The 15318-nt window shown below is 62.9% G+C and carries 14 protein-coding genes; 8 read left to right on the top strand and 6 right to left on the bottom strand.

Going from position 1 to position 15318, the window contains the following annotated elements:
- Window positions 1-61: 61 nt before the first annotated feature.
- Window positions 62-727, top strand: a complete 666-nt coding sequence (locus IE166_RS08845; protein WP_189503061.1) for a TetR/AcrR family transcriptional regulator — start codon at window positions 62-64, stop codon at window positions 725-727.
- Window positions 728-740: 13 nt separating this feature from the next.
- Window positions 741-1715, top strand: coding sequence for an NAD(P)H-dependent flavin oxidoreductase (locus tag IE166_RS08840; RefSeq protein WP_189503060.1), 975 nt, complete (start codon window positions 741-743; stop codon window positions 1713-1715).
- On the opposite strand, the gene IE166_RS08835 is transcribed toward IE166_RS08840, so the two are convergent.
- Together IE166_RS08835 and IE166_RS08830 are read right to left on the bottom strand one after the other, a co-directional pair.
- A complete protein-coding gene (locus IE166_RS08835; protein WP_189503059.1) occupies window positions 1712-2173 on the bottom strand; it encodes a MaoC family dehydratase in 462 nt (153 codons plus the stop codon). The two genes, IE166_RS08840 and IE166_RS08835, sit on opposite strands and share 4 nt — an antisense overlap.
- Before the next feature lie 90 nt (window positions 2174-2263).
- Entirely contained in the window at window positions 2264-3049 is a 786-nt protein-coding gene (locus IE166_RS08830; RefSeq protein WP_189503058.1) for a GGDEF domain-containing protein, read from the bottom strand.
- A gap of 181 nt (window positions 3050-3230) precedes the next feature.
- On the opposite strand from IE166_RS08830, the gene IE166_RS08825 reads away from it, so the two are divergent.
- The 5 genes from IE166_RS08825 to IE166_RS08805 all read left to right on the top strand — a co-directional run bounded on the left by IE166_RS08825 (window position 3231) and on the right by IE166_RS08805 (window position 10537).
- Window positions 3231-4409, top strand: a complete 1179-nt coding sequence (locus IE166_RS08825) for a pyridoxal-phosphate-dependent aminotransferase family protein (RefSeq protein ID WP_189503057.1) — start codon at window positions 3231-3233, stop codon at window positions 4407-4409.
- Between the two features lie 72 nt (window positions 4410-4481).
- A complete protein-coding gene (locus IE166_RS08820) occupies window positions 4482-5963 on the top strand; it encodes a class I SAM-dependent methyltransferase (RefSeq protein WP_189503056.1) in 1482 nt (493 codons plus the stop codon).
- Window positions 5963-7039, top strand: a complete 1077-nt coding sequence (locus IE166_RS08815; RefSeq protein ID WP_189503055.1) for a glycosyltransferase family 4 protein — start codon at window positions 5963-5965, stop codon at window positions 7037-7039. The genes IE166_RS08820 and IE166_RS08815 overlap by 1 nt, the downstream gene beginning before the upstream one ends.
- Entirely contained in the window at window positions 7036-9432 is a 2397-nt protein-coding gene (locus IE166_RS08810) for a glycosyltransferase family 4 protein (protein ID WP_189503054.1), read from the top strand. Before IE166_RS08815 ends, IE166_RS08810 begins: the two co-directional genes overlap by 4 nt.
- A 13-nt stretch (window positions 9433-9445) precedes the next feature.
- Complete coding sequence (locus IE166_RS08805; RefSeq protein ID WP_189503053.1) at window positions 9446-10537, top strand: acyltransferase family protein; 1092 nt, start codon at window positions 9446-9448, stop codon at window positions 10535-10537.
- Here the strand turns inward: IE166_RS08805 and IE166_RS08800 are convergent, their stop codons facing one another.
- The 3 genes from IE166_RS08800 to IE166_RS08790 are packed head-to-tail and all read right to left on the bottom strand — an operon-like array spanning window position 10538 to window position 13736.
- Window positions 10538-11761 carry an ABC transporter ATP-binding protein gene (locus IE166_RS08800; RefSeq protein ID WP_244641369.1) on the bottom strand — a complete coding sequence of 408 codons (1224 nt, stop codon included), beginning with the start codon at window positions 11759-11761 and terminating at the stop codon, window positions 10538-10540.
- Window positions 11758-12570, bottom strand: coding sequence for an ABC transporter permease (locus IE166_RS08795; protein WP_189503052.1), 813 nt, complete (start codon window positions 12568-12570; stop codon window positions 11758-11760). Before IE166_RS08795 ends, IE166_RS08800 begins: the two co-directional genes overlap by 4 nt.
- Entirely contained in the window at window positions 12567-13736 is a 1170-nt protein-coding gene (locus tag IE166_RS08790; protein WP_189503051.1) for a glycosyltransferase family 4 protein, read from the bottom strand. Before IE166_RS08790 ends, IE166_RS08795 begins: the two co-directional genes overlap by 4 nt.
- Window positions 13737-13882: 146 nt before the next feature.
- On the opposite strand from IE166_RS08790, the gene IE166_RS08785 reads away from it, so the two are divergent.
- Window positions 13883-14689, top strand: coding sequence for a SapC family protein (locus IE166_RS08785; protein WP_189503050.1), 807 nt, complete (start codon window positions 13883-13885; stop codon window positions 14687-14689).
- Between the two features lie 73 nt (window positions 14690-14762).
- Here the strand turns inward: IE166_RS08785 and IE166_RS08780 are convergent, their stop codons facing one another.
- Complete coding sequence (locus tag IE166_RS08780; RefSeq protein WP_189503049.1) at window positions 14763-15146, bottom strand: helix-turn-helix domain-containing protein; 384 nt, start codon at window positions 15144-15146, stop codon at window positions 14763-14765.
- Window positions 15147-15318 lie beyond the last annotated feature (172 nt).

Raw genomic sequence — 15318 nt, 5'->3', positions numbered from 1 at the left:
TGACGTTGTTTACTCGCCAGTATAATCGTGACGCAAGAAATATCAAATGCTCGGAAGATTGATGCGGACTGGTTCAACGGCGAAGCGCTCTCCCGACGTTTCTCCCTGGCCCAAGCCTGAGCAGCGTGAGATCAACCGTGCTTTGAAGCGCGAGGCCGTGTTGTTGCGCGCCGTGGAGTTCTTCAACGAGAAGGGCTTTCACGCCACATCGCTTGATGATGTCGCGCTGTCGCTCAATGTCACCAAGCCCACGATCTACCATTATTTCGCCAACAAGGATGAGATCCTGTTTGCCTGCGTGCAGCGCGGGCTGGAAGAAATCGGCCAGGCGGCGCAGGCGGCCGAGCAGGCGGGCGGCAACGGCTTGCAGCGCCTGCGCGCGCTGCTGATCGATTACGCGATGATGATGAGCGACGGCTTCGGCGCCTGCGTCGGCCGGACGCCAGACCACGCGCTGTCGGCTGAAAGCCTGTCGCGCATCAAGGCCCTGAAACGCGACACGGATGCCATCGTGCGCCGCGTGATCGAAGCTGGCATGGCGGATGGCTCGATTGCCGTGGCTGATGTGAGGCTGACGACCTTTACGGCACTGGGTGCCTTGAACTGGATTTCGCGCTGGTATGACCCGGCCGGACCCCTATCCAAACGCGAAATTGCAGAGCATAGCGTGGCAACGCTGATCGGCGGTCTGGCGGCGCGATCGGACAGCAATCGACGGGGCGAATAGAGGAGTTCGGGCAATGGGCATTCCGCAGAGCTTTGAAGGCCGGCTGCAAATTCCGGCAATCGCAGCCCCCATGTTCCTGACCTCCGGCCCGGATCTCGTGGTGGAAACCTGCCGCGCCGGCATGATCGGGACCTTCCCGGCGCTCAACCAGCGCACTAGCGAAGGCTATGTCGAGTGGCTCGACCAGATCCAGGCGCGCCTGGATGAAACACCATCGGCCGCGCCCTTCGGCGTCAACCTGATCGTCCACAAGACCAATCCACGGCTGGAAGACGATCTCAAGATCACTGTGCAGAAGAAGGTGCCGCTGGTGATCACCTCACTGGGTGCGGTGCGCGACGTGGTGGATGCCGTGCATTCTTATGGCGGCCTGGTTTTTCATGATGTCATCAATCGCCGCCATGCCGAAAAGGCGGCGGAAGCCGGCGTCGACGGCATCATCGCAGTGGCAGCCGGAGCCGGCGGTCATGCCGGTGCGCTCAGCCCGTTTGCACTGGTGTCCGAAATTCGCAGCATCTTTGACGGCACGATCGTGCTGTCGGGCGCCATGTCTAACGGACGCCAGATCGCGGCCGCACGCGTGATGGGCGCGGACATGGCTTATCTCGGCACGCGCTTCATCGCGACGAAGGAAGCGCTGGTTTCCGAGGAGCAGAAGGCAATGCTGGTCGCGTCGAACGCCGCCGACATCTTTTATACGCCGGCGATTTCAGGCGTGAACGCCAATTTCCTGCGCCCCAGCATCGTGGCGGCCGGGCTTGATCCCGACAACCTCGTGTCGCACGGCACGCTGGACATGCAGAACGAAGCGCGCGCCTGGAAGACCGTATGGTCGGCCGGGCAGGGCACAGGCGCGATCGACGATATTCCGCCAGCAGCCGATCTCGTAAAACGTTTGATCGCCGAATATCGCGACGCGATCAACGATGCGGCGCTTGATCCGTTTGTGTCGACCGCGCCGATCGTGGAGCAGGTCGCCCTGTCTTAAGCGGCAACCGCTTCGCTGGGAAATACCAGCATCCGCATGTCCATGATGAGGGCCGGCTTGTCCTCATTCTCGATCTCAACCTTGATCTCGGCAAGATATTGCATGCCGCTACCGCGCGGTTCGACCGTCTTGATGGTCTGGCGCACGCGTACGCGCTTGCCCACCATCACCGGCGCCGTAAAGCGTAGACGATCCGCGCCATAATTGATGGTGTGGCTGACATCTTCATAGATCAGCATGGTTTCGATCAGGCCGGGCACGAGCGACAAGGTGAGGTAGCCATGCGCTACCGTGCCGCCGCGCTCGCGTGTCGCGCGCTCCACATCGACATGGATCCACTGAAAGTCGCCGGTCGCTTCGGCGAAGCGGTTGACGCGATCCTGGTCGATCAGCACCCACTCGCTGACACCAACTTCCTGGCCGACCAATGCCGGCAAGTTCTGGTACTCGATATGCATGAGGGAAAAATCCGGTCTTCAATCAAATAGAACTAGCGCATCCTAGCACAGGTTGTGCGCTGCAGCATAATGGCGCTTATCCCGGAGCCTTCAATGCAGAGGGAGCGGCGGAGCGGCCTTCGGGCTGGCGGCCTTGAACAGCACGCGGTTCCGGCCGGTTCGTTTTGCCTTGTAGAGCTGCTGATCGGCCTCACGGTACAATTCGCTGAATTCGGTCGGCCGGCCGAACGTGGTTCCGCCAACACTGACCGACATCCGGACAGGCTGGCCTAAAGGTGCGAACAGGCTTTGCGACACGCTTTGGCGGATGCGCTCGGCTACCGAGCGCGCCGCTTCCGGCGCAGCACCCGGCAGAAACACGGAGAACTCCTCGCCGCCGATGCGGCCGATCAGATCGATCTCGCGCAGCGACCCTTTGATCGTATCGGCGATGACCCGCAACGCGTGATCACCCTCGTCATGTCCAAACTGGTCATTGATCAGCTTGAAATAGTCGACATCGATCACGAGCAGGGCGCCGCCACGTTGCTTGTCCTCTTGGCTGACCTGTTCGAGATAGGCATCCACCAGCGTCGTGAAGGCGCGGCGCGTCAGGCAATCGGTCAGCCCGTCCGTGGAAGCCAGGATCTGCAACTCGCGATGGGCAATCGCCAGTTCGCGCATCCGGCTCAGCAGGAAGAACAAAATCGGCGGCGCGACCAGGCCGGGAATGATCACATTGTTCTGGGGATCGGTTCCCCATTGAAAGCGCCAATGTTCAAACGAAAAGCAGTCGATAACGAAGGCGAGCGCGATGCACAGCAGCGTGCCGAGAACCGTCAGCAGGGCGATCTGCGGCCATGTATGCACGTTTCGTTTGGTGTTCAGCAGGGTCATGGTCGCTACGAGATCATGTCAGCTGATTAAAGGGCGCCGACCGTTAAAAAGGTTCTTCTAAGGGTTGTAGGAGTGCGAGAGGTTCAACCGCCTGGGCAGCCTTTGGCTTGCCTTGGTCCGGGAACTTCGCGAAGAGATTTAAGCCTTATATGGTGTTGCCTGCGCTTCCAAGGATCGGCCCATGCGTTACCCCCAAGATCAACCACCGGTTCTCAGTCTGACGCCTGGGCCGGTTCCGGTTTATCCTGAGGTGCTGCATGCTCTGTCTCGACGGGTGCCGTATGATTACGACCTGCCGTATCAGGCTAAGTACGAGCGGATCGTCAGAAAGTTGCAGCAGGTCATGCGTCTTTCTACAAGGCCGCTTATCCTGCAGGGCGAACCGGTTCTTGGACTGGAGGCTGCCGCCGCTTCGCTGATCGACGCACAGGATACGGTTCTCATTCTGGCATCCGGCCCCTATGGCGAAGGCTTTGGCGGTTGGGCGCGCCGATACAGCCGCGATGTCCTCACTTTGGAAGCGCCTGATGATCAGGCGATCGACCCGCAAGCGGTTGCCGACATGCTGAAGCGCAACCCGGCGATCTCGGTGGTGTCCGTCTGCCATCATGAAACGCCGTGCGGCACCATCAACCCGATCAACGCAATTGGAGCGGTGGTGGCCGAACATGGCGCATTGTTGATCGTGGATGCGGTGTCGTCCTTCGGCGGCATGAACACGCATCCGGAGGATTGCCAGGCGGCGATCTATGTGACCGGTCCGGCCAAATGCCTCGGCACGCCGCCGGCCTTGACGCTGCTCGGCATCAGCACCCGCGCATGGGCCAAGATGAAGGCCAACCCAAGCGCGCCGCGCGGCTCCGTGCTCAGCATTCTCGATTGGGAAGACGCAGGCGAGGCCGGCAAGCGCTTTCCGTTTACAACCTCGATCGCCGACATCAATGCCCTCGATGCCGCGCTCGACCTTTATCTCGGCGAAGGACCCGAAGCGGTGTGGGCGCGTCATGACCTGACGGCTCGCACCTTCCGCGCCGGCATTGAAACCCTAGGCCTGTCGATCTGGGCGGCGAGCGAGGCATATGCATCGCCCACCACAACCGTCGTCCGCTTGCCCGAAGGTATCAGCGAGGCAGACCTGCTCAGCGATCTGCGTGACCGCTACGGCCTTCTGGTGTCGGGCGGACGAGGACCCACGGCAGGCCGGGCCATCCGCGTCGCTCATATGGGACCGGCTGCGCACCCGCTGCATGCGTTGGCTGCTCTGTCCGCCTTGGCCGGTAGCCTCAACCGCCTCGGCTTCCAGTGTTCCGCAGGCAAAGCGATCGAGGCCGCACTACAGGTTGTGGATTTAACTACCTAGGGTTGCGTTTCGTTTCATCCCGCGCTAAGCCGCCAATGCACTTTCGGACCAAAGAAGAGAGCATTTCGGCGGATGAGCGAAGCCCTGGCTGAACCTCGGCGTGACATTGATGCAATCCTAGCGAGCATCCGCGCCGAGCTTGGAACGGTGGAACCACCCGCTGCCCAAGCGGATCGCCGCGCGCTCAGTGTCGTTCGGGTGGAAAGCCTGGATGAAGGCGACGAGGTCTTCCCGAGCGAGCGCAAGCAGTTCGCGCTGGAAGATTTCGAAGGCATGGATGAGCTGGCCTTCCTGCGCGCCAGTTATCGCGCCGTGCTCGGCCGCGACATCGACGAGTCCGGCCTCAGCCATTACCTCCCGGTGCTGCGCGAAGGCCATACCGGCCCGGCCGATGTCCTGCGTTCGCTGCGCGCCTCGCCGGAGGGACAAGCCCGCGGTGTGGAGATCGCTAATCTCGACGGCCGTTCTCGCTATGGCCGCATAAAGAGCCTGCCGATCATCGGCGGCATCCTTGTCCGTCTCAAACCCTATCTGTCGCTGCCGCATGGCCAGCGCCGCTTGCAACGACGCATCGCATCCAGCGATCGCCGCCAGCGCGAGGTCGTCACCGCCGTCAACACATCGCTGTCCAGCGTCCGCCGATCCCTGCAGAAGCTGGAACAGCGCGTCATCGAAGCCGAACAAGCGGCCGACCAGGCGCATGCGCTCACACAACAGGTGATCGACAGCCGCGACAGTGCCGTGTCCGAACTCACCTCGGCGCGGCGTCAGCTCGTCGAACAGCAGCGCCAGCTCACAACCTTCATCGACAGCGCCCGCAGCACTTTGCCTGAAGCTTCACCGCAAGCGCCCCCGCTTCAGGCCGCCGAAGACGCCTCGCTCGACAGTCTCTACGTCGCCTTCGAGAACCGCTTCCGTGGCTCCACCGACCTGATCAGCGAACGCCTGCGTCGCTATCTCGACCTCACCCGCGAGACGCCCCCTGTCGCGGCGGGTGGCACCGTGCTCGACATCGGCTGCGGCCGCGGCGAGTGGCTCGCTTTGCTGCGCGACGCCAATGTCATCGCACGCGGCATCGACCTCAACGGCGCTATGGCGGCGGAAGCGCGCGGGCGCGGCCTCGATGCGCAAGAAGGCGATGCGATCGCGCACCTGCGCGGGCTGGAGGAGGGAAGCCTCGCCGCCGTCACCGGCTTCCACATCGTCGAACATCTCGCCTTCCGCGATCTCGTTGCGCTGTTCGATGCCGCCTATGCCGCGCTGGCTCCGCAAGGCTTCGTCTTGTTCGAAACACCGAACCCGGAAAACCTCGTGGTCGGCGCCTGCACCTTCCATTACGACCCCACCCACAACAAGCCGCTGCCGCCCGACTTCCTGCGCTTCATCGCTGAAACGCGTGGCTTCAGCGATATCAGAATCATCCGCCGCGACGAGGACTGCCGCCTCGACCAGCCCGAAAGCGGCTTCGCCCCCGCCGAGCTCAACGACTGGTTCCGCCAGCCCGCCGATTACGCCATCTATGCCCGCAAGCCACGTTCGGACATCGCCCCCTGATGCGCATTGGCGTCGCCACCGTTTACACGCCGGGCATTTTCGGCGGCGCGGAGTTCCTAGCGGCCGGCCTGGAACACGCCTTCCGCCGTGCCGGTCACACCCTGCACAGCATTCGCATCCCCTTCCATTTCGAACCGCCGGGCGCCGCGCATGAAGCCATGCGCCAGGCTGCTTCGGTCGATTTTTCTCGCTATGACGGTGGCCAGATCGACGCCCTGATCTGCCTGAAATTCCCCGCCTATTTGATCGAGCACCCCAACAAGGCGCTCTGGCTTCTCCATCAGCACCGCCCGGCCTACGACCTCTACGACACGCCCTATGGCTGGGCGAAGGGTCACGCGGAAACCGATGCGCTGCGCGCCGAGATTATCGCGGCCGACACTCAAAGCCTCGGCAGCGCCAAGGCGGTTTTCACCATCGCCGAGCGCGTGTCGCAGCGCCTGCAGCACCACAACGGCATTGCCTCGAAAGCGCTCTACCATCCCCCCGCAGACGCCGATGCCTTCCATTGCGCGGAAGCCATGCCCTACATCTTCGCGCCGAGCCGGCTCGAAATCCTCAAGCGCCAGGATCTGCTGCTGCGCGCCGTCGCCGCCTGTCCGCGACCGGTGCAGGTCATCTTCGGCGGCACCGGTGGGCGCCGCGCCCTCCTGGAAGACCTCGCCGCCGAACTGGCCATCACCGGGCGCGTCCGCTTCCTCGGCGAAATTTCGCGCGCCGAAATGATCGCGCTCTACGCTCATGCTGCGGCCGTCTTCTTCGGCCCGCTTGATGAGGATTACGGTTATGTCACGCTGGAAGCGATGCTGTCGGCCAAGCCCCTCATCACCTGCACCGATTCCGGCGGCCCGCTCGAGTTCGTGCTGGACGGCGAAACCGGCCTGATCTGCGCGCCAACGCCCGACGCTGTGGCCGAAGCGCTCACGCAGATCATCGACCAACCCGCCAAAGCCGCCGCAATGGGGCAGGCCGGTCGCCAGCGCTACGCCGACATGCAGATCGGCTGGCAACCGGTGGTGGATACCCTGCTCGACGGCGCGCTCGGACGGACCAACCCATCGGCGCGCGCAGCATGAAAATCGCGATCGTCACCCCGCATCCCATCCCCTTCGTCATAGGCGGCGCGGAGAACCTGTGGTGGGGCCTGCAAAACCATATCGAGCAACACACACCGCACACTTGCGACATCGTTTCGCTCGTGTCGCCGGAAGACACGCTCGACGGCCTGGTTTCCTCCTACAAGGCTTTCTCCGAGCTCGATCTCAGCGCCTATGACTGCGTCATCTCCGGCAAATACCCGGCCTGGATGGTCAGACACCCCAACCATGTCTGCTACATGCTCCACCGCCTGCGCGGCCTATACGACACCTATAGCGGACCATCGGCCGAAACGATCACCTCAACCCGCGTCCGCACTCTGATCGCCTGGATGCGCGACATGGCCGGCGATCATGGCGCGCATGAGCAACTGCTGCCGGAGTTCTTCGAGCGCTACAAAGCCCTTCGCGCCAGCGACGTGCCCGACAGCATCTTCGCCTTTCCGGGACCAGTCGCGCGCGAGATCGTCCACTTCCTCGACGGCATCGGCCTGTCGCAAACGCGCATCCAGCGCTATGCCGCCATCTCGAAAACGGTTGCCGATCGCCGCAATTACTTCCCGCTCGGCGCCCCCGTCAGCATCCTCCATCCCCCGCCGCATCGCGCGGATTATCGCTGCGGCGGTCAGGATTATCTCTTCACCTCAAGCCGGCTCGACGGCCCCAAGCGCGTCGACCTGATCATCGAGGCCATGCGCTTCACTGATGCGGATATTCCTTTGCTCATCGCCGGCTCTGGACCGGATGAAGCGCGCCTGAAAGACCTCGCGAAATCAGACCCGCGCATCCGCTTCCTCGGCTTCGTACCTGATGACGATATGCCCGGCCTTTATGCCGATGCGCTCGCCGTGCCCTTCGTGCCCCGTGATGAAGACTACGGCCTGATCACGGTCGAGGCCATGCGCAGTGGCAAGCCGGTGGTCACGGTCAAGGATTCCGGCGGCCCCACGGAGTTCGTGCGAAATGGCGAAACCGGCTTCGTCACCGCAGCGAGTTCCGAGGCGCTGGGCGAACGGCTGGTCTACCTCGCCGCACACCCGGATGACGCAAGGCGCATGGGCGAAACCGCGCGCGATGCGGTTGCAGGCGTCAGTTGGTCGTCCGTGTTCGAAGGCCTGATGCAGCGGCCGACCCGCAGCGCAACCATCCTTCGCCAACGCCGCCCCAAGCTCACGCTCGCCAACACCTTCCCGATCTACCCGGCCATGGGCGGAGGACAATCGCGCATCTTCCACCTCTACAAGCATCTCGCGGATGCCAATGACATCGACATCGTCTCGCTGAATGACAGGCCTGCACCACCGCGCGAAATCGCCCCGGGCATGGTCGAAATCCGCATCGCCAAGTCAGCGACCCACCTCCGCACCGAGCAGATGCTGTCGCAAACCGTAGGCAATCAGCCCGTCGGCGATATTGCCGCCGCACTCGCTTCCCGCCTGACGCCGGATTTCCAGCAAGCGCTCGCTGACTCCTGCGCCACGAGCGTGGCCGGCATCGCCAGCCATCCCTACCTCGTCGAACCTTTGAAACAGGCGCTCAACACCAAGCCGCTCTGGTTCGAAGCGCACAATGTCGAAGCCGACCTGAAACGCGACATGCTCGCTGGCCATCCCGCCGGCGAGCGCCTGCTGGACATCGTCCAAGCGGCAGAAGGAAAAGCCTGGCGTCTCGCCTCGCATGTTTTCGCCTGCACAACGCGCGACCTTACGCGTCTCTGCGAAATCTACGGCCCCACCCGCGCGCGCCTGCACGAAGTGCCGAACGGCGTCGCGCTGGACGAAGTGCCTTTCACGTCACCACTCATGCGGCGCGATCTGCAATCCCGCACCGGTCTCGCCGGCCGGACCACCGCGCTGTTCATGGGAAGCTGGCATCAGCCGAACATCGAGGCGCTGGAAGCCATCCTTGCGGTCGCTGAAACCTTGCCGACCTTCCGCTTTGTGGTGCTCGGCAGCGTCTGCCTGCCCTTCAAGGATCGACCGACACCAGCCAACGTCCACCTGCTCGGCCAGGTCGACAATGCCGTCCGCAACGATCTGCTCGCGGCCGCCCATGTCGCGCTCAACCCGATGCGTTCGGGCTCCGGCAGCAATCTCAAGATGCTGGATTACTTCGCGTCGGGCATCCCGGTCCTGTCCACCGCCTTCGGTGCGCGTGGCCTGAGCTTCGAAAGCGGCAAGCACTTCCTGCTGCTGGAAGACAAAGGTCTGCGCGAAGCGCTGCAATGGTTTGCAGATGCCGATCGCGACGCTCTGGACGGGATGGTCACCGCTGCGCGCGAGCAAGTCGAAGCACATTATTCCTGGGAAACGATCGCGAGCACCTTCTTGGCCGAGCTACGGGCCAACACCACGCTTCCGAAATCCGCTTGAGATCGGAGGCAAGGTGAAGTCCCGCAACCTCCGTTACATCCCCGAGATCGATCAGCTCCGCCTGCTCGCGGCGCTGCTGGTTTTCGCCTTTCACTTCTTCCACATGTACAAAGGCGGCTGGGTTCCGTTGCCCCAATATGCCTGGCTTGGCCTTATCACCGAAGGCCACACCGGGGTTGCCCTGTTCTTCGTGCTGTCCGGCTTCATTTTCATGACGATCGCGGCGGAAGGGGAGGCGATCGCCTACACCAAATTCCTACGCAACCGCCTGCTGCGCATCGCGCCGCTGTTCCTCACGGTGTTCGTGGTCGCCATCTCCATCCATCGCGACCGCTTCGTTGCGACAGATCTGCTTTATGTCTTCGTCACGAACATCGGCAACCCGCCGACCTCCTGGCATCTCGCCACCGGCCCGGCCTGGAGCATTTCGGTCGAGTTCGCCTTTTATCTCGTCTTCCCGTTTCTTGCTCAGTTCGTGCGCGAACGCGGCGCCGCCTACCTCGTCAAGCTCATCCTGATGATGCTGGTCATCAAGCTCGGCGCCTATCTCGCGGCTGAAAATAGCAAGCTGATGCTATATTCGACGCTGGTCGGGCGCTTCGACCAATTCCTCATCGGCATGCTGGCAGGCCTCGCCTACCATCGCCGGAAGGACTGGCTGAACCGCCACGGCCGGCTGCTCTTCTTCGTGGCTTCGCTTGTGACGATCGTCGCCGTCGGCGTGCAGGCGCGCTACGCCAGTTCCTTCCTGCCGGACCAAAAGCAGCCCTTCTGGATCATCTGGGGCACGATCGAAGCCGCATGCTGGGCGGGCGTCATTCTCGGCTTTGTGCGCGGCGGCATCTCGTTCGGTGAGCGGCTTGATCGCGTCTTCGCGACCTGCGGCGCATGGAGCTTCTCGATCTATATGTGGCACGCCATGATCCTGTTCACCGCGCATGAGCTTTTCGGCTCCGTCGGCGGCACCGGCATTGTTGCGCTCGGCCTCAATGCGGCTGTGCTTCTCGGCGCGACGCTTGCTTTTTCCTGGCTGTCCTATTCCGTCATCGAACAGCCATTCCTCAACCTGCGCACTCGCTATGTCGAAGCGCCGGCTAAGGCGTGATTAGCGCTCCACCGTAATCACCGGCGGCATGAACATCTTGCCGTCGAAGGGCGGCTTGTCGAGGTTCACCACGTCGAACATCAGCGCAAGATCACGCCATTCATAGTTGGCGTCGAGGTGGCTTTCGCCGGCCGAAAGCGCCAGTGCGATCGAATAGGTGCCGGGTCCTAGCATGACGGGAAAAGTGATGCGGAAGGTCGCCGTGTCGCCTGCCTGCGGTGCCTCGATAACCTGGGCGGTGAAAGCCGTGTTTGTGCCGAAGAAGGTCTGGCCCAGCCGGTCCTTGATCGCATAGCCCAGCACCAAGGACGGCAGCGCTTCGACTGCACGGGCCTTGACCACGAGGCTCACGGTCGTGCCGATGGCCACCGTGTCAGCCGGCTTGCCGTCCGCATCCTCCAGCACGGCACTCTCGATCACCGCCTGCCGCGTTCCGGAAATCGTGCGCACGCGGCCGTCTTCCAGCTCCTCGGTGGTGATCGTCTCACCCTTCTTCTGGGCGATCAGCGCGTTGTAATAGTCCAGCACGCTTTCGGGATTGCCGTCGCGCACCAGGTGCCCGCCATCCAGCAGGATCGCGCGGGTGCACAGGCTCTGCAGCGCGACCTTGTCGTGCGACACCAAAATCAGGCTCGTGCCCTTGGCCTGGAAGCGGCGAATGCGCTCCATGCTCTTGTGCTGGAAATATGCGTCGCCCACCGCCAGCGCCTCGTCGACGATCAGGATGTCCGGGCGAAACGCGGTCGCGACCGCAAAGGCCAGCCGCATCTGCATGCCGCTGGAATAGGTGCGGATCGGCTGGTCGAAAAAGGCGCCGAGTTCGGCAAAACCGGTGATGTCGTCCAGCGCGCCTTCGATCTCGCTCTGGTTGAAGCCCATCATGCCGGCCGCGTGAAAGGTGTTCTGGCGGCCCGTCAGCTCGCCACTGAACCCCATGCCGAGTTCGAGAATCGCCGCCACGCGGCCGGATAGCACGATGCTTCCCGCACTCGGCCGCGTGATGCCGGCGATCATCTTCAACAGCGTGCTCTTGCCGGCCCCATTGCGCCCGGCAATGCCGATCGCCTCGCCGGGATCGACCCGGAAGCTGATGTCGCTGAGCACCCAGCGCTCTTCCGGTGTCGGGATCGGCAGGCCGAACCAGCGCATCAGGCGATGCCGTTCGCGTGCATAGCGACGGAACGCCTTGCCGACGCCATCCAGTTGCAGAAGCGGCGCGCTCACAGCGTGTCCATCATCTCGGCCTGCGAACGCCGCAGCATGAACCGGCCAAGCAGAAGCAGCGCAAGCGCAAGCGCGACGACCGCGGCGAGCTTCGCGAGATCCGGCGGCTGATCATAAACCAGCACGCGATGGTAATTATCCAGCACCCAGAACATCGGGTTGAGGCCGAACACCCAGCGATAACCAGCCGGAATGATGTCGATGACATAAACGATCGGCGTCAGCCAGAAGCCGAATTGCAGCCCGATCTGCACGAGCTGGCCGACATCGCGAATAAAAACATTGAGCACGCCGCAGCACAGGCCAAGCCCGCTCGCTAGAGCAAGGTTGGCGATCAGCAGCACCGGCAGCCAAAGCACTTGCGGGGACGGCACATGGCCCATCAACAGGAACGCGACCGCAGTCACCGCAATCATCACTAGATTGTTGAAGGCAGCACTTCCCAGCACGATCAACGGCAACACCGTGCGCGGGAAGGCGATTTTCTTCAGCGCGTTGGCGTTGTCGAGAAACAGCGTCACGCAGCGCGTCACGATCTCGGTAAACGGATACCAGGCAAGAAACCCGGCCAGCAGATAGATCGCATAAGCGAAGCGATTGTCGACGCCGGGCAGGCGCGAGCGCATCACCGTCGACAGGATCAGCGCATACATCGCAACTTGCAGCAGCGGCGAAATGATCAGCCAGACCAGCCCCAACCGGCTCCCTACCACCCGCAGCCGTAACTCGGTCGCGATGGAAGACAGCACGAAATAGCGATACGCCCACGTGCGCTGCAGTCCGAAACTCTGCGGAATGGCCGGGATCATGCCGCCAGATCCAGCACGTGGCGGTAAACATTTGCCGTTTCCTGCGCGCAACGAGCCCAAGAGAATCGCGCCGCTTGGTTGAGACCGGCTGTAACCGCCCCTTCGCGCCAGCCTTCATCCGTCAGCCCGCGCTCCAGCGCAGCCGTCAAGCCCGCGACATCCTCGGCATGCACCATCAGCGCCGCATCGCCTGCGACTTCCGGCAGCGACGCGACATCCGAACACACCACCGGCACACCCGACGCCATCGCTTCCAGCACCGGCAGGCCGAAACCCTCATAAAGCGAAGGAAAGGCAAACAGCCGCGCGCCGGCAAACAGATGCGGCAGCGCTTCTTCCGGCACATAACCGAGATAGCGCGCCCAGCCTTCCGCCGTCGCCTGCCGGATGCGCGCATGGACGCCCGCATTGTTCCAGCCCTTGTAGCCCGCAAGCACCAGCGGGACGCGCTTGCGCAGCGCCATTGGCAGCGCCTCATAGGCCGTCAGCAGCCGATCCAGATTCTTTCGCGGCTCGATCGTCCCGGCATAAAGCGCGTAACCGCCCGGCTTCAGCCCCAAAGTTGCCAGCACATGCGCGGTTACGGCCTCATCGCGCGGAAAGAAGTCCGCGCTTCCCGCCAGGCTGGTCGTAAAAATGCGCTCCAGCGGTATCGAAAAATGCTCGGCGATCTCATGCCGGATGAAATCGGACACGGTGATGATCGCCGTCGCGCGCTTCATCGCCACCTCAACCTCGCGCGTCATGAACGCCACGCGTTCCGGCGGATGGAACTCCGGCATCTTCAGCACCGACAGGTCGTGGATCGTCACCACCGCCGGCCCGTCTGTCTGCGGCAGGTAGAAGTTCGGCCCGTGATAGACATAGTCGCCCTTGCCGGCGAGCGTGTCCTGACGCGCCGTATCGACACGCCGGCGATAGATGTTGAGCAGAAACGGCAGCCGCGCCGCCACCTGCCGCTTCAGCCGCAGCATGCGCGAAGTCGGTGCCGTCGCGCTCGCCGCCTGCGCCCCATCCGGCAGTTCGTCCACAAAAGCGGCATCGCTGAAATAGCGGAGTTCTTCCACAGCCTCAAGTTGCGCGAGGTTGCGCGCCAGCTCCAATGTGTAGCGGCCGATCCCCGTCAGTGGATAGCGGATCGGTTCGACCGAAAGAATGACTTTCATGGGATGCGGCTGGATCCAGGCTCGTGCGGGAAACACGAGTGGCCTATCCGCTTCGGTTGCCAATTGCAACCCTCGGTAGAGCTTGCTCGTGTGAAAGGGCGGTTGTAAGGGAAGCGCGCATTGAGTGTTGCAGCGAGGCTCGCCCCATGACTTCCGACTTCCGGCCGATCTCCCGCGAGCGCCATGCCACCAAGAAATGGCTCGCCCCGCGCGACATGCGCTTTGCCGCCGATCGTCACATCGTGCCCATCGTCAATGCCGAGATCGGCCATGCCGCCCGCGCGCTGCCGCTTTCTTTCGTGAAAACGGGCGACGCCACCACCCTGGTCGCGGTGCTCGGCCTCACCCCCGGCCGCAACCTTATGGTCGGCGCGAACGGCCGCTGGCTGGCCATGTACACGCCCGCCCTCCTGCGCTCTCACCCCTTTCGCCTTGCAAAGACCGGCGAAGACAAGCTCGTTCTGTGCGTCGATGAAGCCAGCGGGTTGGTGATCGAAAGTGCTGTGGGCGAAACCGGCGCGCCCTTCTTCGACGCAGCAGGTCAGATTGCGCCTGAAACCACCAGCATGATGAACTTCGTGTCCACCCTGCAGCAGGCCGAAGCCGCCACTGCCAACGCGGTGCGCGGAATCGAAGCCGCCGGCCTGCTCGAACCCTGGCCGATCACCACGGGCGAGGGTGCGGGTGCGGCCCAGGTACAAGGCCTGCTTCGCATCAACGAAGCCGCCCTCAACGCGCTCGATGCCACTGCCCTGCATCAGCTGCGCCAAAGCGGCGGCCTTGCCATCGCCTACGCCCAGCTCATCTCCGCCGGCAATCTGCAGATGCTGACGACCCTGCTGGCCGCGACCCAGAAGGCCGAACAACAGCGCATGACCGTGCCCGAAAAGAGCTTCCTCAGCGAAGACGACGGCTCCCTGAAGATCGACTGGAACACGTTTCTGAAGGGCTGATCGCCTGCAAAACCAAGTGCACCCGATCAAACGCGCGCGCAGGTTGCAAACCGCATCCTGCGCGCCAGGTGCCTCAGCGCCGCGCCATCAGCCCTTCGAGCTTGGCGATGCGCGCTTCCAGCTCGTCACGCGCTTGTTCGGCCGCCGTCACGGCGATTTCGTCGCCGAAGATCAGCTCATAGCTCAGCGGATCGTAATACTTCATCAGGGTCACCGCGAAGTCGCGCGAAGGCACCTTGAACGCCTCTGCCCAGACCCGCATCTGCGCCGGCGGCACGCGGCCGCGCCCGGATTCGATCTGCGAGATGAAGGTGTAATAGTCGATGCCCACAGCCTTGGCCATGTCGCGCTGAGACAGGCCGGCGGCCTCGCGCAAACCCTTCAACCATTTGCCGGCTTCCTGCCGCAGGCGCAGCACGTCTCCATGGGCAACGCCCTGCTGTGGGTGGGTGAACATCTCCGTGTACTCGCTTCGTTCGAGGTGCGCTGTCCTGTTCCTGCCCGGATCAGAAGGCGTTGGGGGAACATCAGCTCTTGCACCCACCGATACCCACCATTTCCAGGAAATACAACCCTAGGAGGAAAGTAAAAATAACACCACACGTATCGGTTGACTCCTTACGCAACCG

The sequence above is a fragment of the Tianweitania populi genome (assembly GCF_014652875.1).
GTDB lineage: Bacteria > Pseudomonadota > Alphaproteobacteria > Rhizobiales > Rhizobiaceae > Tianweitania > Tianweitania populi.
Note: the sequence above shows the minus strand (reverse complement) of the source record. Positions and strands in the feature narration are given on the sequence as shown.